The sequence below is a fragment of the Streptomyces sp. NPDC020362 genome (assembly GCF_040642095.1).
In the GTDB taxonomy this organism is placed as follows: Bacteria; Actinomycetota; Actinomycetes; order Streptomycetales; family Streptomycetaceae; genus Streptomyces.
In genome coordinates, this window is record NZ_JBFAET010000024.1 from 26,763 (window position 1) to 47,491 (window position 20,729).

General features: G+C 71.4%; 22 protein-coding genes. 7 read left to right on the forward strand and 15 right to left on the reverse strand.

The window, feature by feature from the left end; genetic code table 11:
- Window positions 1-52: 52 nt before the first annotated feature.
- The 6 genes from AB0H32_RS12720 to AB0H32_RS12745 all read right to left on the reverse strand — a co-directional run bounded on the left by AB0H32_RS12720 (window position 53) and on the right by AB0H32_RS12745 (window position 5,487).
- Window positions 53-736, reverse strand: a complete 684-nt coding sequence (locus AB0H32_RS12720) for a uracil-DNA glycosylase (RefSeq protein ID WP_361118579.1) — start codon at window positions 734-736, stop codon at window positions 53-55.
- Between the two features lie 81 nt (window positions 737-817).
- Window positions 818-2,395: an ABC transporter substrate-binding protein gene (locus tag AB0H32_RS12725; protein ID WP_361118582.1), complete on the reverse strand. Its 1,578-nt coding sequence runs from the start codon at window positions 2,393-2,395 to the stop codon at window positions 818-820.
- 202 nt (window positions 2,396-2,597) lie between these two features.
- Window positions 2,598-3,362 carry an SDR family oxidoreductase gene (locus AB0H32_RS12730; RefSeq protein ID WP_361118585.1) on the reverse strand — a complete coding sequence of 255 codons (765 nt, stop codon included), beginning with the start codon at window positions 3,360-3,362 and terminating at the stop codon, window positions 2,598-2,600.
- Between the two features lie 28 nt (window positions 3,363-3,390).
- The gene (fabG, locus tag AB0H32_RS12735; protein WP_361118588.1) at window positions 3,391-4,152 is read right to left on the reverse strand and encodes a 3-oxoacyl-ACP reductase FabG; all 762 of its coding nucleotides are present in this window, start codon (window positions 4,150-4,152) and stop codon (window positions 3,391-3,393) included.
- A gap of 124 nt (window positions 4,153-4,276) precedes the next feature.
- The gene (locus tag AB0H32_RS12740) at window positions 4,277-4,726 is read right to left on the reverse strand and encodes a DUF3037 domain-containing protein (protein WP_361118590.1); all 450 of its coding nucleotides are present in this window, start codon (window positions 4,724-4,726) and stop codon (window positions 4,277-4,279) included.
- Window positions 4,723-5,487 (reverse strand): HipA family kinase, encoded by a 765-nt coding sequence (locus AB0H32_RS12745; protein WP_361118593.1) that lies wholly within the window; start codon window positions 5,485-5,487, stop codon window positions 4,723-4,725. The genes AB0H32_RS12740 and AB0H32_RS12745 overlap by 4 nt, the downstream gene beginning before the upstream one ends.
- 195 nt (window positions 5,488-5,682) lie before the next feature.
- On the opposite strand from AB0H32_RS12745, the gene AB0H32_RS12750 reads away from it, so the two are divergent.
- The gene (locus AB0H32_RS12750; RefSeq protein ID WP_361118596.1) at window positions 5,683-6,210 is read left to right on the forward strand and encodes a Rieske (2Fe-2S) protein; all 528 of its coding nucleotides are present in this window, start codon (window positions 5,683-5,685) and stop codon (window positions 6,208-6,210) included.
- Window positions 6,211-6,216: 6 nt separating this feature from the next.
- Here the strand turns inward: AB0H32_RS12750 and AB0H32_RS12755 are convergent, their stop codons facing one another.
- Window positions 6,217-6,861: a cysteine hydrolase gene (locus tag AB0H32_RS12755; protein WP_361118599.1), complete on the reverse strand. Its 645-nt coding sequence runs from the start codon at window positions 6,859-6,861 to the stop codon at window positions 6,217-6,219.
- A 192-nt stretch (window positions 6,862-7,053) separates the two neighbouring features.
- Here AB0H32_RS12755 and AB0H32_RS12760 point away from each other — a divergent pair, with 192 nt between their 5' ends.
- Window positions 7,054-7,521 (forward strand): pyridoxamine 5'-phosphate oxidase family protein, encoded by a 468-nt coding sequence (locus AB0H32_RS12760; RefSeq protein ID WP_361118602.1) that lies wholly within the window; start codon window positions 7,054-7,056, stop codon window positions 7,519-7,521.
- Between the two features lie 3 nt (window positions 7,522-7,524).
- Here AB0H32_RS12760 and AB0H32_RS12765 read toward each other — a convergent pair whose 3' ends face one another.
- Window positions 7,525-8,427, reverse strand: coding sequence for a LysR family transcriptional regulator (locus tag AB0H32_RS12765; protein WP_361118605.1), 903 nt, complete (start codon window positions 8,425-8,427; stop codon window positions 7,525-7,527).
- A 74-nt stretch (window positions 8,428-8,501) separates the two neighbouring features.
- On the opposite strand from AB0H32_RS12765, the gene AB0H32_RS12770 reads away from it, so the two are divergent.
- Window positions 8,502-9,437, forward strand: coding sequence for a DMT family transporter (locus AB0H32_RS12770; RefSeq protein WP_361118608.1), 936 nt, complete (start codon window positions 8,502-8,504; stop codon window positions 9,435-9,437).
- 93 nt (window positions 9,438-9,530) lie between these two features.
- On the opposite strand, the gene AB0H32_RS12775 is transcribed toward AB0H32_RS12770, so the two are convergent.
- A complete protein-coding gene (locus AB0H32_RS12775; RefSeq protein WP_361118611.1) occupies window positions 9,531-10,862 on the reverse strand; it encodes an aminotransferase class I/II-fold pyridoxal phosphate-dependent enzyme in 1,332 nt (443 codons plus the stop codon).
- A 35-nt stretch (window positions 10,863-10,897) separates the two neighbouring features.
- On the opposite strand from AB0H32_RS12775, the gene AB0H32_RS12780 reads away from it, so the two are divergent.
- Complete coding sequence (locus AB0H32_RS12780) at window positions 10,898-11,578, forward strand: pyridoxamine 5'-phosphate oxidase family protein (RefSeq protein ID WP_361118614.1); 681 nt, start codon at window positions 10,898-10,900, stop codon at window positions 11,576-11,578.
- A 113-nt stretch (window positions 11,579-11,691) separates the two neighbouring features.
- Here AB0H32_RS12780 and AB0H32_RS12785 read toward each other — a convergent pair whose 3' ends face one another.
- Window positions 11,692-12,702: an EamA family transporter gene (locus tag AB0H32_RS12785; protein WP_361118700.1), complete on the reverse strand. Its 1,011-nt coding sequence runs from the start codon at window positions 12,700-12,702 to the stop codon at window positions 11,692-11,694.
- 84 nt (window positions 12,703-12,786) lie between these two features.
- Complete coding sequence (locus tag AB0H32_RS12790; protein ID WP_361118616.1) at window positions 12,787-13,413, reverse strand: Clp protease N-terminal domain-containing protein; 627 nt, start codon at window positions 13,411-13,413, stop codon at window positions 12,787-12,789.
- A gap of 317 nt (window positions 13,414-13,730) precedes the next feature.
- Here AB0H32_RS12790 and AB0H32_RS12795 point away from each other — a divergent pair, with 317 nt between their 5' ends.
- Window positions 13,731-14,159, forward strand: a complete 429-nt coding sequence (locus AB0H32_RS12795; protein WP_361118619.1) for an SRPBCC family protein — start codon at window positions 13,731-13,733, stop codon at window positions 14,157-14,159.
- A gap of 145 nt (window positions 14,160-14,304) precedes the next feature.
- On the opposite strand, the gene AB0H32_RS12800 is transcribed toward AB0H32_RS12795, so the two are convergent.
- Both AB0H32_RS12800 and AB0H32_RS12805 read right to left on the reverse strand, forming a co-directional pair.
- A complete protein-coding gene (locus AB0H32_RS12800; RefSeq protein ID WP_361118622.1) occupies window positions 14,305-14,940 on the reverse strand; it encodes a PadR family transcriptional regulator in 636 nt (211 codons plus the stop codon).
- Between the two features lie 428 nt (window positions 14,941-15,368).
- Window positions 15,369-15,842, reverse strand: a complete 474-nt coding sequence (locus AB0H32_RS12805; protein ID WP_361118625.1) for a GNAT family N-acetyltransferase — start codon at window positions 15,840-15,842, stop codon at window positions 15,369-15,371.
- Window positions 15,843-16,057: 215 nt separating this feature from the next.
- On the opposite strand from AB0H32_RS12805, the gene AB0H32_RS12810 reads away from it, so the two are divergent.
- Window positions 16,058-16,870 (forward strand): PhzF family phenazine biosynthesis protein, encoded by an 813-nt coding sequence (locus AB0H32_RS12810; protein ID WP_361118628.1) that lies wholly within the window; start codon window positions 16,058-16,060, stop codon window positions 16,868-16,870.
- A 17-nt stretch (window positions 16,871-16,887) separates the two neighbouring features.
- Here AB0H32_RS12810 and AB0H32_RS12815 read toward each other — a convergent pair whose 3' ends face one another.
- Together AB0H32_RS12815 and AB0H32_RS12820 are read right to left on the reverse strand one after the other, a co-directional pair.
- A complete protein-coding gene (locus AB0H32_RS12815) occupies window positions 16,888-17,667 on the reverse strand; it encodes a type II CAAX endopeptidase family protein (RefSeq protein WP_361118631.1) in 780 nt (259 codons plus the stop codon).
- 177 nt (window positions 17,668-17,844) lie between these two features.
- Window positions 17,845-19,362, reverse strand: coding sequence for a glutamate--cysteine ligase (locus AB0H32_RS12820; protein WP_361118634.1), 1,518 nt, complete (start codon window positions 19,360-19,362; stop codon window positions 17,845-17,847).
- Window positions 19,363-19,929: 567 nt separating this feature from the next.
- Between AB0H32_RS12820 and AB0H32_RS12825 the strand changes: the two genes are divergently transcribed.
- Window positions 19,930-20,514, forward strand: coding sequence for a hypothetical protein (locus tag AB0H32_RS12825; protein ID WP_361118637.1), 585 nt, complete (start codon window positions 19,930-19,932; stop codon window positions 20,512-20,514).
- Window positions 20,515-20,729 lie beyond the last annotated feature (215 nt).

Consider the following 20,729-nt stretch of genomic DNA (forward strand, 5'->3'; position numbering starts at 1 on the left):
CGCGCGGACCCGATCCGCCGATTCGGCCGTGCGTCCCGGGGACGCTCCCGGATCAGCCCAGGTTGGGGATCCGCCAGTCGACGGCCTCATGGCCCTGGCGGGCGATCGCCTCGTTGATCTGCGTGAACGGGCGGGAGCCGAAGAACTTCTTGGCGGACAGCGGCGAGGGGTGGGCGCCCTTGACGACGACATGCCGGCTCTCGTCGATCAGCGGGAGCTTCTTCTGGGCGTAGTTCCCCCACAGCACGAAGACCGCCGGGTCGGGCCTGGACGCCACCGCGCGGATGACGGCGTCGGTGAACTTCTCCCAGCCCTTGCCCTTGTGCGAGTTGGCCTCGCCGGACCGGACGGTGAGGACCGCGTTCAGCAGCAGCACGCCCTGCTCGGCCCACGGCATCAGATAGCCGTTGTCCGGCACGGGCAGGCCCAGCTCCTCCTGCATCTCCTTGTAGATGTTCCTCAGGGAGGGCGGGGTCTTCACGCCCGGGCGGACGGAGAAGCACAGGCCGTGGCCCTGGCCCTCGCCGTGATAGGGGTCCTGGCCGAGGACGAGGACCTTGACCTTCTCGTACGGCGTCGCGTCCAGGGCGGCGAAGACCTCCTCGCGCGGCGGATAGACGGGACCCTTCGCCCGCTCCTCCTCGACGAACTCGGTCAGCTCCTTGAAGTAGGGCTGCTGCAGCTCGTCGCCCAGAACCCCGCGCCAGGACTCGGGCAGCATGGCGATGTCGGTCACGTCAACGTCCTCACGATGTGCGGTCACTTGCAGATCTCAGAACCTACAGGCGACCACTGACAACCGGTGCCGCGATCCCGTTCACCAACTGGTCTTGCGGTGCAGCTCCCACATCATCATGATCGTCGACGGGTCGAGGGCCTGCTCGCCGCCCGAGATGTCGTCGCTGGCCGCCACGTACTGCCGGCCCTGCCACAGCGGGAGCAGCCGGGCGTCGTTCACCAGGATCTGCTGGGCCGACTCCAGGTCCTTGACCACCTTGGCGCGGTCGCTCTGGGCACGCGAGCGGGGCAGCAGCACCGTGGTGATCTCCTTGGACGGGTACGGCGTACCGAGCGCGTTCTTCTCGCCGACGAACGGCGCGATGAAGTTGTCCGCGTCGGGGAAGTCCGGGAACCAGCCGCGGCCGAACACCGGGTACTCGCCCTTCTGGTAGCCGACCACATAGGTCTTCCAGGGGCGGCTCTTGAGGGTGATCGAGAACAGGCCGGAGCTGTCCAGCTCCTGCTTCAGCTCCCGGAACATCAGGGCCGTCTCGGAGCCGTAGCGGTCGGTGGTGTACCAGAAGGTGAGCGGGATGCGCTTGGTGATGCCCGCGTCCGTGAGGATCTTGCGGGCCTTGGCGACGCTCGGGTCGCCGAAGTCGTCGAAGAACGAGGTGGTGTGGCCGGTGAGGCCCTTGGGGACCATGGAGTACAGCGGGTCCACGGTGTCCTTGTAGACCTTGTGCGCGATCGCGCCCCGGTCCACGATCTGGGCGATGGCCTTGCGGACGGCGGGCTGCTTGGCCCACGGGTCCTTGGGGTTGAACACCAGGTAGCTGATGTCCGTGCCCGCGCCGTCCACCAGCTGCAGGTCCGTGTTGCCGTGCCGCTGCAGGGCGAGAATGTCGTCGGCGGCCAGGCCGCGGTAGGTGACGTCGATCTTCTTGTCCCGCAGTTCCTTGACCATGCTGGCCGAGTCCTGGAAGTAGCGGATGGTCACCGCGTCGTTCTGGCGCTGGGCGAAGCCCTCGTAGTGGTCGTTGCGGACCAGGACAGCTTCCTTGTCCTCCTGGTAGGACTGCAGCTTGTACGGCCCGGAGCCGAAGACCTGGTCGTCCTTGCGCAGGGATTTGGCCGGGTAGTCGTCGGGGTCGACGATCGACATGGCCGGGGTGGCCAGCACGAACGGGAAGGTGGCGTCGGACTGGTTGAGGTGGAAGACCACCTCGCTGTCGCCGACCGCGTCCACCCTGTCCAGGCTGCCGAGCAGGCCGGCGGGCCCGCTGGGGGCGTTGATGGTCCGGATGCGGTCGATGGAGTACTGGACGGCCTTGGCGTTGAGCGGGTCACCGTCGGCGAACTTCATGCCCGCGCGCAGCTTGCAGCGGTAGGTGCGGCTGGCGGAGTCGGTGAAGGAGCAGCTCTTGGCGGCGTCGGGCTGGGGCGTGGTGGCACCGTTGGGGTAGGCGAGGAGCGTCTGGTAGATGTTGCGGAACAGCTCCCAGGAGCCGTCCCAGGCGCCGGCCGGGTCCAACGTGCTCGGCGCGCTGGTGGTGCCCACGACGATCGGCCCCTTGCCGCCGGAGTCGCCGTCGGACAGCAGACCGCAGCCGGCCACCAGGGATATGGACGCGATCGCCGCGACTTTCCGCAGGAATCGGTTCCGCTTGAACACGCGCACGCTCCTCGATCTGCCATACCAAGGGTCGGCAGACCATACCGCAGCGTCGGGGTCCCTGAACCACCCCGGAGCAGGCGTTCTTGATCGATTGTGCTATGACGACGTTGTCATTCCACTATGCGGACCGCGTCATGCGTTTCGGGCGCCGTTCCGCTGGGAAACGGCGCCCGAAAGAGACGACCTGAAAGCAGGGTGGTCAGGCGCCCACGCCGGCGTTGAGGAAGATGCCTCCGTCCACGACGAGCGTCTGGCCGGTGACCCAGTCGGACTGCTCGGAGGTGAGGAACGCAGCCGCCCCGCCGATGTCGGAGGGCACCCCGAGCCGGGCGAGCGGGTAGGCGGCGGCCGCCTCCTCCTCCCGGCCCTCGTACAGGGCCTGGGCGAACTTGGTCTTCACGACGGCCGGGGCGATCGCGTTGACCCGGACCCGGGGCGCGAACTCGTGCGCCAACTGCTGGGTCAGGTTGATCATCGCGGCCTTGCTGACGCCGTAGGCGCCGATGAACGGCGAGGGCGCGAGGCCCGCGATCGAGGCGATGTTGACGATCGCGCCGCCGTTCTCCTTCTGCCAGGCGTGCCAGGTCTTCTGGGCGAAGCCGAGCGCCGAGATCACGTTCGTCTCGAACACCTTGCGCGCGATGTTCAGGTCCAGGTCGGCGATGGGCCCGAAGACCGGGTTGGTGCCGGCGTTGTTGATCAGGAAGTCGACGCGGCCGAAGGCCGCCATGGTGCGCTCGACGACCTCGGTCTGGTGGTCGAGGTCGTGGGCCTTGCCGGCGACGCCGATGACGCGCTCGGCGCCGAGCTTCTCGACGGCCTCCTTCAGGGCGTCCTCGCCCCGGCCGGTGATGCAGACGCGGTCGCCGCGGGCGACGAGTGCCTCGGCGACGCCGTAGCCGATGCCGCGGCTCGCGCCGGTCACCAGTGCGACCTTGCCGGACAGCTCCGGAAGTTCAGTCATGTCCGTGTTCCCCAATGTCCCCGAGTTCCTAGTTCAGCGGTCCGCCGGCGACGTACAGGACCTGGCCGGAGACGAAGCCGGCCGCCTCGCCTGTGAAGAAGGCGATGGCGTTGGCGATGTCCTCGGGCTCGCCGACGCGCTGCACCGGGATCTGCGTGGCGGCGGCCTTCTTGAAGTCGTCGAAGCCCATGCCGACGCGGTCGGCGGTGGCCTTGGTCATCTCGGTGGCGATGAAGCCGGGGGCGACGGCGTTGGCGGTGATGCCGAACTTGCCCAGCTCGATCGCGAGGGTCTTGGTGAAGCCCTGCAGGCCCGCCTTGGCGGCGGAGTAGTTGGCCTGGCCGCGGTTGCCGAGGGCCGAGGAGGAGGACAGGTTGACGACCCGGCCGAAGCCCGCGTCGACCATGTGCTTCTGGACGGCCTTGGTCATCAGGAACGAGCCGCGCAGGTGGACGCTCAGGACGGTGTCCCAGTCCGAGACGCTCATCTTGAACAGCAGGTTGTCGCGCAGCACGCCCGCGTTGTTGACCAGGATCGTCGGGGCGCCCAGCTCGGCCACGATCCGGGCGACGGCCGCCTCGACCTGGGCCTCGTCGGAGACGTCCGCCCCGACGGCGATGGCCTTGCCGCCGGCCGCGGTGATCTTCTCGACGGTGTCCTTGCAGGCGGCCTCGTCCAGGTCGATCACGGCGACCGCGCGGCCCTCGGCGGCCAGTCGTACGGCGGTGGCGGCGCCGATGCCGCGCGCCGCGCCGGTGACGACCGCGACCCGCTGTTCAGTGGTGGACATGCTGCTTCTCCTCGCCCTTGAGAGAATCTGTGGTGCGGTGAGCGACCGCTTAGTACCTTCAGCACACGTGACGCTAGAAGCACTGGCACCCGGTGTCAACGGGACACCGGGCCCGTGTGATCCATTACCTCACCAGGAGGTCCAGCAGGCGGTTCGTTTCGGCCGCCGGATCGGCGGTGAGTCCCGTGTGCACCGGCCCGGGCTGCACGACCGTGGAACGGGGCGCGATCAGCCAGCGGAAGCGCCGGCCGGCGTCGTCGCGGGCGGCCTGTCCGGCCTCCTCCCCGCCCGCGCAGTGGCGCTCGATCGCGCCGAGCGCGGCCCGCACCCCGGCCACGTCGGCGTCCGGGTCGAGCGCGAGCAGCCGGGCCTCGTCGAGGTGGGTGCGGGCGCCGACGTAGCCCTGGGCGCGGCAGTAGACGACCACGCCCGCATTGATGCACTCGCCGCGCTCGACACGGGGCACGACCCGCAGCAGGGCGTACTCGAACACGTCCCGGTCGCCGCCCTGGCCCGCCCGGGTGATGTGGCGCTCGACCACATGGCCGGCCATGTGGATGTGGGTCTCGCTCACTTGCCCTCCTCGATGCCGGTGATGCGCTCGGCGATGACGGCCGCCCGGGCGAGCAGCGGCCGCGCGTAGGCCCTGCGCAGATCGTCCGGGGTGTCGAAGCCTGGCTCGTCGGCCAGCCAGGCGTCGGGGATCTCGGCGGCGACCTCGGCGAGCAGGTCCTCCGTGACCCGGGGCGCGAGCGCGGCCGCGGCGGCGGCCACGTCCGGGGCGAACCGGGCGAGGGCGTGGTCCGAGGCGTCGTAGGGGCGGGCCGCGGAGGCGTCGGCCGAGGGCCAGTTGTGGTGCCAGATCATCGTGGCGCCGTGGTCGATGAGCCACAGCTCGCCGCGGTGCACGAGGAGGTTGGGGTTGCGCCAGGAGCGGTCCACGTTGTTGATCAGTGCGTCGAACCAGACGATGCGCCCTGCCTCCTCCGGGCTCACCGGGAAGGCGAGCGGGTCGTAGCCGAGGGCTCCGGAGAGGAAGTCCATGCCGAGATTGGCGCCGCCGCTGGAGCGCAGCAGCTCCTGGACCTGCTGCTCGGGCTCGCCGAGCCCGAGGACCGAGTCCAGCCGGAGGGTGACCAGGCGGGGCATCCGGAATCCGAGCCGACGGGCGAGTTCGCCGCAGACGACCTCGGCGACGAGGGTCTTGCGGCCCTGTCCGGCGCCGGTGAACTTCATGACATAGGTCCCGAAGTCGTCGGCCTCGACGAGCCCCGGCAGCGAGCCGCCCTCCCGCAGGGGCGTGATGTAGCGGGTCGCGGTGACTTCCTTGAGCATCGACCCAGGTTACTGGGGAGCGGCCGGGAGACCGGCGGGGCAGCGGACCGCCCGGCCGACGGCTCGCCGACAGGCGTGGCTCACGGCCGTCTCGTGTCCGGGACGCAAGGATCTGGTTGCCGTCTGAACAGGTGGTGCCCCGGGGCCGTACCCCTGGGCGGATCAACGAACAGCTTTGCGGAAGGGAACGCATACATGACCAGCGCATCGCCCCAGCCCGAAGCAGGACCGGCCCGTCGTACCGTCATGGCGGCGGCCGGAGCGGCCGGGCTCGCCGCCGCGCTGACCGCCTGCGGTTCCGGGGACAACTCGTCCGACACCGTCAACGCCGGCTCCGGCTCCTCCGGCACGACCGGCTCCACCGGAACCGGGTCGGCCGGGTCCACCGGGTCCTCGCAGGACACCGGTTCCTCGGCCTCGGGCGGGTCGGCCGGCGGCACGGCCCTCGCCAAGACCTCGGACATCCCGCAGGGCGGCGGCAAGATCTTCAAGGACCACGGTGTGGTGGTCACCCAGCCGGCGGCGGGCACCTACAAGGCGTTCTCCTCGAAGTGCACCCACCAGGGCTGCGCGGTGGGCAGCGTCGCGAACGGCGTCATCGTCTGCCCGTGCCACAACAGCCACTTCTCCGCGGAGGACGGCAGCGTGAAGCAGGGTCCCGCGACCCAGCCGCTGGCCACCGCGAAGATCACCGTCTCCGGCGACGAGATCAAGCTGGCCTGAGCCGCGTCATGTGCGCCGGTGCGGCCGGGCGAGGCAGCCGATCACCTCGTCCGTGGTCGTGACGGTCGCGACGAGCGCAAGGGTGTTGCGGATCATCGCGGGCGTGTAGTCGGCGGGCACGCCCGCGATGGCGTCGGCGGGTACGACGGCGGTGTAGCCGCGGTTGACGGCGTCGAACACCGCGTTGGGGACGGCCACGTTGGCGGAGACGCCGGTGACGATCAGGGTGCGGCAGCCGAGGTTGCGCAGCAGGGCGTCGACACCGGTGCCCTGGATCGGGGACAGGCCGTGCAGCCGCCGTACGACGAAGTCCTCCTCGGTGACCTCGATCGGGGGTGCGACGCGCACCGCGGTGGTGCCGGTCAGCTGCTGGACGGGGAGCCGCTCGGCGGCGCGGAAGAGGCGGGCGTTGCGGCTGGCGCCGCGGCCGTCGGGGCGGCGCTCGGCGACGGCATGGATCACCTGTACCCCGGTGGCGTGCGCGGCGCCGACCAGCCGGGCCACGTTGTGCAGCGCGCCGGAGGAGCGGGCCTCGCGGGCGAGTTCGGGCAGCGCGCCGTCCGGGCCGACCACGCCCTGCTGGCACTCCACGGTCAGCAGGACGGTGCTCGCCGGGTCGAGCAGGTCGCCGAGCTCTTCGTACGACGGCATGCCGCCTCCGTTCGCCGAGGTGCGGGGCGGTGAGAGTAACCACCCCGGGGCGCGAGCGGAAGACGAGCAGGCGGACGGGCCGGCAGGAGGCGGGACGGGCCGGGACGGGCCATTCCCTTTTCTGACGTGATGTCAGAGGATCAGCGGAGCAGGGAAGTTCCTCTGGCACGACGTGGGAGAAGAGGGGGCCGTATGACCGTCACTCAGCAACGCCGGGGCCGGAAGATCATGATGACACCCGGCGAGCTGGACGAGTTCCTGACCAGCCAGCGCACCTGCCGGGTCGCGACCGTCTCGGCGGACGGCACACCGCATGTGAGCGCGCTGTGGTTCGCCTGGGACGGCATCTCGCTGTGGCTGTACTCGGTGGTGCGCAGCAGGCGCTGGACCCAGCTGTGCCGCGATCCACGGGTGGCGGTCGTGGTCGACTCGGGCGAGGAGTACGACCAGTTGCGCGGTGTCGAGCTGACCGGGCGGGTGGAGTTCGTGGGCGAGGTGCCGCGGACCGGGGAGCTGTGCGCCGAACTCGACACGGCCGAAACGCTGTTCGCGCGCAAGAACTTCGGCCTGGACGAGATGCCGCACGACGGCCGGCACGCCTGGGCCCGGCTGACCCCGGAGAAGATCGTCTCCTGGGACTTCCGCAAGCTCGGGGGGTAGCGGTCAGCCGAGCTGCCGGGCCGCCGCCCGCAGCGCCTCGACCGCCGCGCGGATCGAGGGCCTGCGGTCGGCGTCCGCCCGCCAGACGACGTACACGTGCCGGCGCACCCGCTGTCTGAGCGGGATCATGACGATGCCCGGCGGCACCGGGTGACGGCCCAGCAGCGGCGCGATGCAGACACCCAACCCGGCGGCCACCAGGCCGAGTTGCGTGTGGGTCTCGCCGGCACGGTGGCCGACGATCGGTTCGATGCCCTTCGAGCGCAGCGTGAACATCAGCCACTCGTGGCAGAACTCGCCCTCGCCCCAGGTGATCCACTCGTCCTCGGCGAACTCGGCGAGGTCCACCTCGTCCCGGCCCGCGAGCCGGTGCCCGGCGGGCAGTGCGACCTCGGCCGGATCGTCCAGCAGCGGAGCCTTGACCAGGCCGTCGGGCACGGGCATCGGCTTGTTGTACCAGTCGAGGACGACCGCGAGATCGAGGTCGCCGCGGACGACCGCGGCGATGCCCTGCTCGGGCTCCAGCTCGCTGGAGCGCACGCGGAGCCCCTGGTGCCGGGCGCGCAGCGCGGCGAGCGCCGTCGGGAACAGACCGCGGGCGGCGGTCGGGAACGCCGACAGCCTCAGTTCGCCGACGACCTGCCCACGGTGCGCCTCCAGGTCCGACTGGGCGAGTTCGACCTGCGAGAGGATCCGGGACGCATGCTCGGACAGCAGCCGCCCGGCGTCCGTGAGACGCACACCCCGCCCGTTCTTGGCCAGCAGCTGCTGGCCCACCTCCCGCTCCAGCTTGCCCAGCTGCTGGGAGACCGCGGACGTGGTGACGTGCAGCGCGTCGGCGGCGGCACTGACCGAGCCGTGCCGGGCCAGGGCGTCCAGGGTGCGCAGGCGCTCGAGGTTCAACATGTAAGTGATTCTAAGAGGTATCGCGTGACAATTCTCGATTGTGCTACGAGGTTGCTTTCGGCATCGTTGACGTCATGAGCACGGTCGCCGCACCCGGAACCCGGTCCCCCTCCCCCACTCAAGCCCCTCCTCGCCCCCGCCTCGACTGGCGGCTGCGCTTCGGCGCCCTCTCGTTGATCTGGGGCTTCAGCTTCCTGTTGATCAAGGTCGGCACGGAGGGGTACGCACCCTTCCAGGTCACCCTCGGCCGTCTGGTCTTCGGAACGGCGGTGCTGGCGGCGGCGATGGCCGTGAAGCGGGAGCGGCTGCCGCGCGGTGCGCGCGTGTGGGGTCATATGGCAGTGGCCGCGTTCTTCCTGAACGCCCTGCCGTTCTCCCTGTTCGCCTACGCGGAGCTGACCGTCCCGTCCACCCTGGCCGGCATCTGCAACGCCACCTCTCCGCTGTGGGGCATGGCCCTGTCCCTGGTCGCACTCTCCGAGGACCGGCCGACACGGGTGCGCTTCGCCGGACTCGGCCTGGGGTTTCTCGGGGTACTGACGGTGCTCGGCGCGTGGCAGGGCTTCCACGGGCTTGACGCCACGGGTACGGCCATGGCGCTGCTGGCCTCCCTGAGCTATCCGATCGGGTGGATCTATGTGCGGCGGACGCTGGCGGGGACGGGGAACTCGCACCTGGCGATGACCGGTGCGCAGCTGCTCCTGGCCACGGCCCAACTGGCGGTTGTGACACCGCTGTTCAGCGGCTTCCCGACGCATGTGTCGTGGGTGCCGTTGCTGGCGATCGCCGCGCTGGGAGCCCTGGGGACGGGGCTGGCCGTGCTCGTCCAGTACGGGCTGGTCGCCGAAGTGGGGCCCACCACGGCACAGATGGTCACCTACTTCATTCCGGTCATCGCCACGGCTGCGGGAGTGGCGATTCTCGGGGAGTCGCTTCGGTGGACCACCCCGGTGGGGGCGGTGATCGTCCTCGCGGGGGCGGCGCTCACCCAGGTGCGGCGGAGCGCCTGAGAACCGGGAGGGCGAGGTCCATGCGTGGGTGCAGTGCGGCTGCTCGCGCAGCTCCCCTCGCCCCTCGAGGCCGGCGTGCCCCGCGCACCCGCCCTACACATAGGTCCTGACCGGCGCCGGGCCCACCGCCGCCGCCACCGCCTCCGCCAGCGGGCCGGCCTCCTCCGCGGTCAGGGTCGACACCGTGACGCGGATCCCCGGCGGCGCGTTCAGGCGGAAGCGGGCTCCCGGAGCGACCGCCCAGCCCGCGTGCAGGAGGCGGGCCACCGCACCCGTCTCGTCCGGGACCGGCACCCAGACGTTCATGCCGCTGCGACCGTGCGCCGCCACCCCGCGCTCGGCCAGCGCACTGATCAGGGCGTCCCGGCGGGCTCCGTACGAGGCAGCCACCTCGTGCGTGTTCACCGCCCCGTCGCTCCACAGCCGCACCACGGCCCGCTGGAGGATCCGGCTGACCCAGCCGGGGCCCAGGCGCTGGCGCCCCCGCACCCGGTCGACGGTGACGGCGTCCCCGGTGAACACCGCCAGCCGCAGGTCGGGACCCCAGGCCTTGGCGGCGGAGCGCACGAACACCCAGTGACGGGTGGCGCCCGCGAGGGGGTGCAGCGGCACGTCGACGATGCCGTGGCCGTGGTCGTCCTCGATCAGCAACGCCCCCGGGTGCTGCCGGAGCACCGACCGCAGTGCACGTGCGCGCGCGGCGCCGACCGCGGCGCCGGTCGGGTTCTGCGCACGGTCCGTGACGATCACGGCACGCGCCCCGGACTCCAGCGCGCGGCGGACGTCCTCGGGGCACGGCCCTTCGTCGTCGACGCCGACGGGAATCGTGCGCAGCCCGAGCGCCGGGACCAGGTCCAGCAGACTGCCCCAGCCCGGATCCTCCACCGCCACCTGATCACCCGGCTTGAGATGTGCCGCAAGGACCCGCTCGACGGCGTCGAGGGAGCCGGAGGCCACGGCGATGGGCCCGTCCGGCACTCCGTCGGCGTCCAGCGCGGCGCGGGCGATGCGCGCCAGCTCCGGCTCCACCGGGTCGTCCCCGTACAGCACGGGTTCCCGGTCGCCCTGCACTGCGGCCGCCGCGAACGCCTCGGCCAGGCGCGGCAGCAGCGCGGGGTCCGGATTGCCGTCGGCCACGTTGCGCACGCCCTCCGGTACGTCCACGCGGATCTTCTCGCGCCCCGTCGTGGCCGGCTTGGGCCGCACCCGGCTGCCCCGGCGCCCGGCGGTCTCGATCACCCCGCGCTCGCGCAGGGTGCGGTAGGCGGCCGCGACCGTGTTCGGGTTCACCCCGAGCCGCACGGCCAACTCCCGCATGGGAGGCAGCGATTGGCCCGGCGCCAGCTCCCCGGCGCCGACGGCACGCTCGACGCTGGCCGCAATCTCGGCTGCGCCACTGCCCTGAATCGGATACTCTCCTAGCACAAAACCAATTATGCACTAGTGCAATGGAGAACGCCATGCAGGGGACCCGGGAGACATCGCCGCAGACCGCCGCCTACACCCCGACCGACCGCACCGTGCCCACACGGTCCGCCAACCGGGCGTCGTACGACCAGGAGCTGGTGCACGCGATACTCGACGAGGGCTACGTCTGCCACCTGGGCTTCGTCCGCGACGGCGCCCCGGTGGTGCTGCCGACGCTGTACGGCCGGGTCGGCGAGCGGCTCTACGTCCACGGGTCGACCGGCTCGCGCCCGCTGCGGATGACCGGTGAGGCGGACCCGGGCCTTGCGGTGTGCCTGACGGTCACCCATGTCGACGGGCTGGTGCTCGCCCGGTCCGCCTTCCACCACTCGATCAACTACCGCTCCGTGGTGGTGCACGGCATCGCGCACGAGGTCACCGACCCCGAGGAGCGGCGGCTGGCCCTGGACGCGCTGGTGGACCATGTCGTGCCGGGCCGGGCCGCCGACTCCCGGCCCGCGAACAAGAAGGAGCTGGCCGCCACCGCGGTCATCCGCCTCGACCTCGACGAGGTCTCCGCCAAGGTGCGCACCGGCGGCGCGAACGACGAGCCCGAGGACCTGTCCCTGCCGCACTGGGCCGGCGTCGTCCCGCTCCGCAAGGGCTACGACACCCCCGTCGCCAACGCCGACCTGGCGCCCGGCGTCGGACTCCCGGACTACCTGACGGCGTGAACCGTCCGACGGTGTGGAGTGTCGGACGGTGTGGACTGCCTGATGGTGCGGACTGCCTGATGGTGCGGACTGTCTGACGGTGCTGAGGGCGGGGGGCGGGCGGGCACGGCGCCTCAGCCGGGGGCGTGGGCCTCTTCTGCGGGCGCTGCCCTCTCCACGCCCCCCGCGGCCACCGGCTCGGCGGAGCCCTTGGCGGGTGTCGAGGACTGGGCGATGAACGCGCCGACCAGGACGACCACGCCGCCCAGCACCTGCGGCGCCGACAGGTGTTCGCCGAGCAGCACCCACGCCAGCACGGTCGCGATGACCGCCTCGAGGCAGGCGACGACACCCGCGACCTGCGGGGACAGCCGCCGCACGGACGACACACCGGTGACGTACGCGATCACCGTGGCGACGAGCACGATCCAGGCGAGCAGGGCGACGGCCGGGACGGCGGTGCCGTTCATGCGCACGGAGCCGGTCAGCACCGACCAGTGCATGGTCCAGGGGCGGGCCACGGCGGTGAGCACGGCGGCGCCGACGAGCAGGCCGTAGGCGATGACGCCGAGGGGGTCCGGCGCCCGGTCGCCCGCCTCGCTGCCCTGGTCGGCCAGGACGAAATAGCCGACCTGGCAGAAGGCGGCGCCGAGCGCGAACAGCAGACCGAGCGCGTCGAAGCTCAGCCCTGCCCACACCTCCACCACACAGGCGAGACCCCCGGCCGCGAGCACCACCCCGAGCGCGGCCGCGCGCGTCACCGGGCGCCGCTGCACGAACCGCACCCAGCCGAGCACGAGCGCGGGCGCGAGGTACTCGACGAGCAGCGCCACACCGACCGGGATGCGCGAGAGCGCGGCGAAGTAGCAGGCCTGGACGCCTGCGACGGCAAGCAGACCGAACCCGGCGAGCAGCGCGGGCCGGCGGCGCAGCAGGGCGCGGTGCCGCACGGCGAGCGGCAGCATGACCAGGGCTGCGCCCGCCACTCGCAGCCACACCACGTGGAGCGGGTCCAGTCCCGCCTCGATCAGCGGCTTGGCGGCCACTCCGGACCCGCCGAAGGCCAGCGCCGAAGCGAGCGCGAGACCGAGCCCGACGCCCTTGCCATGGCTGCCCTGACTGCTCTCAGACGTATGCACCGGCACATGATGACAGGGGACGACATGAGCGTCATCCCCCATGACACCTGTCTCACGGGATGGAACGGCACGGTCCCGCGGCACCCGGTTTCAGCAGGCCGACCCACCGTCGGCGTGCTCCCCTTCGCGGGCCTCGATCCGGGCGCGCAGTTCCTGGACGGAGATGCCGGCGCGCCCGAGGACCTCGACGGCCCGGGAACGCGGGTCCACGACGAGCGCGACGAGCAGGTCGGTGCCGCGGGCGTGGGTCTCGTCCCACAAACGGGCACCGGTCTCGTCGTCGGCACCGGTCTCCTCACGGGCACCGGTCTCCTCACGGGCGCGGGCGCGTCGGCGGGCGTCCTCCATGGCGGCGGCCGCGGCCGGCGACCAGCGCCCGGCGTCCTTGGACTCCCCTGCGTACAGGGAGGGATCGGGTACGACGGCGATGGCGCCGGAGTCCTCCACGGTGCTCTGCCAGCGCAGCCCGTAACCGATGCTGCGCTGCACGAGGTAGCCGAGCAGCCGCGCGAGCTGCGGGGTGTCCCCGACGGCGGCACGGACCTCGGGGTCGGATTCCAGGAGCGAGTGGAGCAGGTGGGCGGTGTCGATCTGGCGGTCCCCGTCCCGCACCGCCCTGCGGCGGGCACCGGCGACCACCGCCGCCAGCTCGGCACCGAGCCCGGCAGCGTCGTGCGGGCGCGGACCGCCCAGGTCATGGGCGGGCTGGCGGGTCATACGGCGTTGCACACCCTCTACCCCATCAGCCTCACGGCGCCGCGTCATCCACGAGGGGAACCATGTGTGCGTCCCACGCAGAGTGGACGCCGCCCGCCGACATCTCATCCTTACGGAGGAGATCAGGCCGATTTCAGCCACAACACGCGCGTCGTCTTGCCACGTACCCCTGAGGCGACCGCGGACGACGGCCGCGCATGCCGGACGACGACCGGGGCGGCTGTCATCACACCTTCTGACGGTTCATCAGTATTGAATGTTCGAGCCCCTGCGGCTACGTTCCGCGCCAGCGTAGCCGCATACGAAGGGGTGGTCGCATGGCCGAAGTCAGCGCGGAGGCACGCATCCAGGCGCCGGCCGAGAAGGTGTGGACCCAGCTCACCGACTGGTCGGCGTACGGCGAGTGGAACGCGACCCACACCAGTTTTCCCAAGGGCGGGCCCGAGACCCTGGCGGTGGGCGGGACGTTCCAGGAGAACATGAAGCTGATGGGCTTCCCGGCGGAGGTCGACTGGACCATCGAGGAGCTGGAACCGGCCCGGACGCTCGCCATCCGCGGCAAGGGCCCGATGGCGGTGACCGTCGCCACCCGCTACACGCTCACCCCCGACGGGGACGCGACGACGGTCCGCATCGACGGCGAGTTCACGGGGGCCGCGGTGTCGCTGATGGCAGGCAAGCTCAAGGACTCGGCGACGGCGGCCCTGAACGAGTCGCTGCGCAAGCTGGGCGGCCTGGTGACCTGAACCCGACCACGGAAACAGGTACGCGCACAGCCACCGACAGGGACACGGACGCCAACGCCGGCACCGGCACCGGCACGGACACGGAAAGGCGCCCTGCGGAGAACTCCGCAGGGCGCCTCGACCGTCGTACCGGTCCCGCCGTTCGTCAGTGCTCGTCGGCCAGGATGAGGTACAGCTTCTTACGGGCGTCGTTGATGACGGTCAGCGCCTTCTCGCGCTGCTCCTTCGTGCCGGTCTTCCAGACCTGTCCGAAGGCCTCCATCAGACCGAAGCCGGCCTGGCGGATCTCGCCGAGCGCCTCCCAGTCGACCCCGCGCGAGGCCTCCTCCCAGGGAGCGTCCGGTCCTTCCTCGGCAGCACTGCGACCGCTCTCGGTCAGGGAGAACAGCTTCTTGCCGCCCTCGCTCTCATTGGCGATCAGGCCCTCGTCCTCCAGCAGTTGGAGCGTGGGGTAGACCGAGCCGGGGCTGGGCTTCCACGCGCCGCCGCTGCGCTCGGCGATCTCCTGGATCATCTCGTAGCCGTGCATCGGCCGGTCCTTGAGCAGGGCGAGGATCGAGGCGCGTACATCGCCGCGCCGCGCCCGTCCCCTAGGGCCTCCACGTCCTCGCGGCCCCCAGGGCCCAGGTCCGAAACCGGGCCCGCCGGGCCCGAAGCCGGGACCACCCGGACCGAAAGGCCCGAAGGCGGCCCGCCGCGCCTCGAACCCGCCGAAGCCGCCCCGGCCGCGCCGGCCCGGGCCGCCCTCACGATGTCCACGCTCGAATCCGTGGGTGCGCATCGCGATCACTCCATTCCATCGTTGATCTGTCACGTATCAATCGCGTTCCTTACGCGATGCCTCAACGATATATCGGAACCGATCGCATGCCAAGCCCTTTCCGAGAAGGTCGCCTGTCCCGGCTCACTCGATGGGTCGCCGCGGCCGTGTCGCCGCTCGCACGGTGAGCGACACTTCCGGGGCCGGTACCGGGCTGCGACAACGGGGCGGCACGTCGGCTCCGCGTCACGGCCGGAGCGGGACCGACTGCCGCCGGTGAAACTTCGGCCCGGGCGTGGCAGGGAGTGACTCAGGGTCTTCCCGCTCCGCCGGCATGACGGCGAGCGAGACCGTCGGCACGACCCCTGCCTGCTTCGATCGGCGCGCGGGTGGTCGACGGTGCCGACGGACGTCCGCGAGGACCGGCCGCTCGGCGGAGGCGGAGCCTCCTATCCGCCGAGTTCCTCGAGTCCCTCGAGTCCCTCGAGTCCGTCGAGCTGGAAGCGATAGACGGTCGACTGCCTCGTCCGGAAGCCGAGCTGCTCATAGAGCCGGTTCGCTGCCGCACGATCCGGCCGGGAGGTCAGATCCACCGTCCGGGCGCCCGCATCCCGGGCCATCCGCAGGGCCTCCCGGGTGAGCAGGCCGGCCACTCCCTGACCTCGCGCCCCGCGGTCGACGACCACGTCTTCGACGCGGGCCCGCAATCCGGACGGCAAGGGGAGCATCACCAGAGTCAGGGTCCCGACGATCGCCTTGGGCGTCCGGGCGACGAGCACCGTGGTGGCGTCACACGTCACCATCCGGTCGACCGCTTCGTGGTCGAGGGGCTTTGCCGTCGAGGACAGCTGCGGCAGCAACCGGCCGAAGGCGTCGACGAGTTCCTGGCTCGCTTCCCTGACGATCTCCACGCGGACGTCCATACCGTGAGCCTAGCCGTCGGGCCGGGCACGACGCTGGTGAGCCGAGCGCGGAGGCGGCCGACCGGGCGCTACGGCGGCGAGCCGGGCACGACGGCGGAGACCCGGCGGCCATGTCGGCCGGCCGCAGCAGCCGGCCGCGCCACCGGGGCGAAATCGGTCCAGGGCTCGTGAATTGGCCTTGGCCCGTGGCTTCCTGCAGTCCTAGCGTCGGCGCCATGCGTATCCGAATCGTCGACGCCTTCACCGACCGCCCCTTCGCCGGCAACCCCGCCGGAGTCCTGCTCCTGGACGACGTCTTCCCGGACGACGACCGGCTCCAGAACGTCGCCCTGGAGGTCAACCACGCCGAGACGGCGTTCGCGCACCGCCTGCCCGAGGACGGCGAGGCGGACTGGGCGCTGCGCTGGTTCACGCCCGTCGCCGAGGTCGCGATGTGCGGGCACGCCACACTGGCCACGGCCCATGTCCTGCACACCACCGGTGCCCACGAGGGGCCGGTGCGGTTCGCCACCCGCAGCGGTGTGCTCGTCGCCACGCCCGGCGCCGACGGCTGGATCACCCTGGACTTCCCGACCGCACCGCTCACCGAGGCCGAGGTCCCGGCCGGGCTCGCCGAGGCACTGGGCGCCGAACCGGTCGTCGCGTACGACACGGGCCCCCAGGTCGGCGACCTGCTGGTGGAGCTGGCCGACGAGCGGACGGTGCTCGGGCTCGCCCCCGACCACAAGGCGCTCGGCGCCCACTCCGCGCGCGGCGTCATCGCCACCGCCCGCGCCGACGACCCGTCGCTCGGCTACGACTTCGTCTCCCGGTGCTTCTTCCCGAACGTCGGCATCGACGAGGACCCGGTCACCGGCAGCGCCCACACCGCGCTCGCCCCGCACTGGTCGGCGCGGATCGGCCGGGACGACCTCACCGGTCTGCAGGCCTCCCGCCGCAGCGGGCTGGTGCGCACGGGACTTCGCGGCGGGCGCACGCTGCTCACCGGCCGCGCGGTCACCGTGATCGACGGCGAGCTGCTCGCCTGAGCCGGCGGGCCCGGCCCTCAGGCCGTCGGCAGCCAGCCCACCTTGCCCGCAAGCAGGGCGTAGCCGACGAACGCGCCGATGTCGAGGAGGGAGTGCGCGACGACCAGGGGGCCGACCCGGCCCCAGCGGCGGTAGAGCCAGACGAAGACCACGCCCATGACCATGTTGCCGAGGAAGCCGCCGACGCCCTGGTAGAGGTGGTACGAGCCGCGCAGGACCGCGCTGGCCACCAGCGCGGTCCCCGGGGTCCAGCCCAACTGTCCCAGCCTGCGCAGGAGATAGCCGACGACGATGACCTCTTCGAGGATCGCGTTCTGCAGCGCGGACAGGATCAGCACGGGGTACTTCCACCACACGTCGGGCAGCGCCTCGGGCACCACCGTGAGGTTGAAGCCGAGGCCGCGGGCGGCCAGGTAGAAGGCGATGCCGGTGCTGCCGATCACGGCCGCGATCCCTGCGCCCCGGCCGAGGTCGGGCCAGGGGCGGGTGCGGTCGAAGCCGATCGTCCGCAGGCTCTCGCCCTCACGCAGCAGCAGGTGGGCGACCAGGGCCACCGGGACCAGCGCGGAGGCGATACCGAACAGCTGCCAGGCGAGGTCGAGCCAGGGGCGGCCGGGCGCGGCCGAGGCGTTGAGGGTGGCCGCCTGGTCCTTGAGCCCACCGGGTTTGGTGACCGACCCGATGAAGCTGATCAGCGCGGACACCCCGCTCGCCCCGAGCGAGAGTGCCAGGACGAGCAATGTCTCGTCCCGGTAGATCCGCCGCGAGAACCGCTCCTGCGGAAAAGCATCGGCCACCGGGTCAGCCTCCACCTGCGCTCCGACCGACAGGCAGCTCACCGGCCCCCTGCGTACCTTCGTCCCGCAAGGATCGCAGAAGCCCCACGGACCACCACGCACCGGGCCGCCCGGAGACCGGCTCCGAATCCCCCGGCCGCCCCTTCGGCGCCCTGTTCGGCCCGCCGTCGGCGGGTGTCAGCCGAGCGGTACCGGCTCCGGCAGGCCCACCGGCCACGTGTGCACCGGCTCCCCCATGTGCATCAGCTCGGCATAGCGCCGGGTCGTAGCCGCGAGGGCCGCCGTGCGGCTCAGGCCCTGTTCCCGGGCCCGGTGGAAGGTGGCCGCCTGCCAGGACGCCCCGTTGACCCGGCGTCGGCACCGCTCCTCGATGACGCCCAGGTAGAGGTCCCGGTCGGCGGCCTCCACGCCCCACGCGTCCAGGCCCGCGGAGGCAAGGGGCAGCAGCTCGTCGCGGACCAGGGTGACCGCGTCGACCTCGCCGGTGCCGCCGTAGCGCCCCCGCCGCGGCCAGGCGAACCGCGCGTCGATGCCGTACCGGCAGGCCGCGTCGAAGTTGCCCTCGGCCGCGGCGAAGGGCAGCCGGGTCCACACCGGGCGCGCCTCCTCGGCGAGGGCACGCACCAGGCCGTAGTAGAAGGCCGCGTTGGCGATCACGTCGATGATGGTCGGCCCGGCCGGCAGCACCCGGTTCTCCACGCGCAGGTGCGGGACGCCGTCCGCGATGTCGTAGACGGGCCGGTTCCAGCGGTACACCGTGCCGTTGTGCAGGACGAGTTCGGCGAGCCTCGGTATGCCTCCGGCATCGAGGACCGCCAGCGGATCCTCCTCGTCACAGATCGGCAGCAGGGGCGGGAAGAACCGCAGGTTCTCCTCGAACAGGTCGTACGCGGAGGAGATCCAGCGCTCACCGAACCAGATGCGCGGCCGCACCCCCTGGGCCTGGAGCTCCGGTGGGCGGGTGTCCGTGGCCTGCAGGAACAGCGGCGGCCGGGACTCGCGCCACAGCTCGTGCCCGAACAGGAACGGCGAGTTGGCACCGACGGCGATCTGTGCGGCGCACGCCACCTGCGCCGCGTTCCACACGTCGGCGAAGCGGGCCGGGGTGACCTGGAGGTGCAGCTGCACGGAGGTGCACGCGGCTTCGGGGACGATCGACTTCGATGTGCAGACGAGGTGCTCCACCCCCTCGATGTCGAGGCGGAAGTCCTCGCCGCGGGCGGCCACGATCTGGTCGTTGAGCAGGGTGTAGCGGTCGGCATCGGAGAGGTTGGCGGAGACCAGGTCGTCGCGGTCGAGCGTGGGCAGAATGCCGATCATCACGATCCCGGCGTCCACCTCGCCGGCTTTACGGTCGGCATACGCCAGGGAGGTGCGCAGTTCTTCGGCGAGCCGGTCGAATACCCGGCCGCCCAACCGGTGCGGGGCGATGTTCACTTCCAGGTTGAACATGGCGAGTTCTGTCTGGAAATCGCGGCTCGCGATGCGCTCCAGCACCTGCCCGTTCAGCATTTTCGGCATGCCGTCGGGACCGGCGAGATTCAGTTCGATCTCCACTCCCATGAGGTTCTTCGGGCGATCGAAGCGCTTCTCCGCCAGCAGTCGCTCCAGTCCCGCCAGGCACTTCTGGAGCTTTTCGCGGTAGTGCTGGCGATCGGACAGATCGAGCCGCCCTGCCACGACCTTTTCCCCCATCGAAGTGTCCCTCCTCGGATGGGCGCACCGCATGTCCGGCCGCCGGGGTCCCGGGTCAGGTGGGATGATGCCCAGGGAAAGCGATCGATAACGTCCCGCGCGGACCCGACACACGCTAGCCTGTCGTAATGTTCCCCGCGGCACATTCACGGGGCATGTCGCACCACGCACGTTCATATGCCCCGAGCATCTCGTGAAAAACGCCGACGACATTCGGCCGACCGCGGCGGCGACGTATTGCGAGGTCAGCGACGCCCGCCCGGCCGGGAAATCGGGATGTTTACCGCGAATCAGCGGCTGAATGGCGCCTTGACCGGGTCACCGGAAACCGATAGACGAAACAAGGCCTGAACACGCGTCGTATAAACTTCGCTCACAAGGCAGAAGGTTGGCGCCCGCAGTCTTGGTTCCTGCCGTGTTCCTGCCGTCAAGGTGACGGGCGGCAGGCCTCGGCCGCTCGTTCACCCCGCCGGGCCCCCTCCCCTCTGGCCACCCCCGTGAGCAGACAGCGTCGTCCGCCCCACCCTTCTCGCGCCGCCGCGCCTGTCGAACGAGAGGCGACCCACCATGCCGCTGCACGTGCCCCCTGCCCCTGCGCCCGCACTGCGCTCCGTCCTCACGGCCCTCGGTTCCCCCACCGCGGTCCGCGAGGCCCGAACCCCGTCCCTGCGCGTCGCCCAGGGACCCGCGATACCCGAACTCCCGCTTCCGGTACACGTGCTGGACCGGATCACCGCGCAGGGCCTGTCCGCGACCCGGCTGGCCGGCTGGCGCTTCTTGATCCGCTGCGGGGATCGCGCGGCGGCCGCGGCCGACACCATGCTCACCCCGGACGGATGGGCGTTCTCGCACTTCTTCGAGGGCCCCTACATCGGCTCCACCGAGCGCGCCCTGCAGCAGGCCGAGGCGCTGCCGCAGCCGTACCAGCCGCGACTGCTGTCGGTGCCCGGCCTGTACATGCTCACCCTGTGGCTGCACGGCGACACCGCCGCCGACGGCGCCGAGGGCCATCCGGTCGCCACCGACCTGCTCGTCCCGCTGGCCCCGGCCCCGCCGGGCATCTCGGCCCACCGGCCGTACCGGGTCGCCGAGCTGCTGCCGGTGCTGACGCACCGGGCGACTCCCATCAGACTGCTCGGCTCGCCCGCCTGACCGACGCCCGCGTACCCCGCTGCCCGGAAGGGAGCGGGGTACGACCTTTTTTCCTTACGACCGTTTCCCGTGCAACGACTTTCTCGAGGGAATGCGCTCGTACGAGCAATTCCCTGCTCTTACGAGCCGATAAAGGATCTCTCCCGCTCGGACTAGCCCTATCCGGCCACCCCGAACCACCCAAAGGGACAGTGCAGTTGGAATGAACCGTCCGC

Bases quoted from the DNA above. Each gene is read 5' to 3' on its own strand.
- AB0H32_RS12730 (WP_361118585.1), bottom strand. From the start codon at position 3,362: ATGACTGAACTTCCGGAGCTGTCCGGCAAGGTCGCACTGGTGACCGGC.
- fabG (WP_361118588.1), bottom strand. From the start codon at position 4,152: ATGTCCACCACTGAACAGCGGGTCGCGGTCGTCACCGGCGCGGCGCGC.
- AB0H32_RS12745 (WP_361118593.1), bottom strand. From the start codon at position 5,487: ATGCTCAAGGAAGTCACCGCGACCCGCTACATCACGCCCCTGCGGGAG.
- AB0H32_RS12750 (WP_361118596.1), top strand. From the start codon at position 5,683: ATGACCAGCGCATCGCCCCAGCCCGAAGCAGGACCGGCCCGTCGTACC.
- AB0H32_RS12755 (WP_361118599.1), bottom strand. From the start codon at position 6,861: ATGCCGTCGTACGAAGAGCTCGGCGACCTGCTCGACCCGGCGAGCACC.
- AB0H32_RS12760 (WP_361118602.1), top strand. From the start codon at position 7,054: ATGACCGTCACTCAGCAACGCCGGGGCCGGAAGATCATGATGACACCC.
- AB0H32_RS12765 (WP_361118605.1), bottom strand. From the start codon at position 8,427: ATGTTGAACCTCGAGCGCCTGCGCACCCTGGACGCCCTGGCCCGGCAC.
- AB0H32_RS12770 (WP_361118608.1), top strand. From the start codon at position 8,502: ATGAGCACGGTCGCCGCACCCGGAACCCGGTCCCCCTCCCCCACTCAA.
- AB0H32_RS12780 (WP_361118614.1), top strand. From the start codon at position 10,898: ATGCAGGGGACCCGGGAGACATCGCCGCAGACCGCCGCCTACACCCCG.
- AB0H32_RS12790 (WP_361118616.1), bottom strand. From the start codon at position 13,413: ATGACCCGCCAGCCCGCCCATGACCTGGGCGGTCCGCGCCCGCACGAC.
- AB0H32_RS12795 (WP_361118619.1), top strand. From the start codon at position 13,731: ATGGCCGAAGTCAGCGCGGAGGCACGCATCCAGGCGCCGGCCGAGAAG.
- AB0H32_RS12800 (WP_361118622.1), bottom strand. From the start codon at position 14,940: ATGCGCACCCACGGATTCGAGCGTGGACATCGTGAGGGCGGCCCGGGC.
- AB0H32_RS12805 (WP_361118625.1), bottom strand. From the start codon at position 15,842: ATGGACGTCCGCGTGGAGATCGTCAGGGAAGCGAGCCAGGAACTCGTC.
- AB0H32_RS12810 (WP_361118628.1), top strand. From the start codon at position 16,058: ATGCGTATCCGAATCGTCGACGCCTTCACCGACCGCCCCTTCGCCGGC.
- AB0H32_RS12820 (WP_361118634.1), bottom strand. From the start codon at position 19,362: ATGGGGGAAAAGGTCGTGGCAGGGCGGCTCGATCTGTCCGATCGCCAG.
- AB0H32_RS12825 (WP_361118637.1), top strand. From the start codon at position 19,930: ATGCCGCTGCACGTGCCCCCTGCCCCTGCGCCCGCACTGCGCTCCGTC.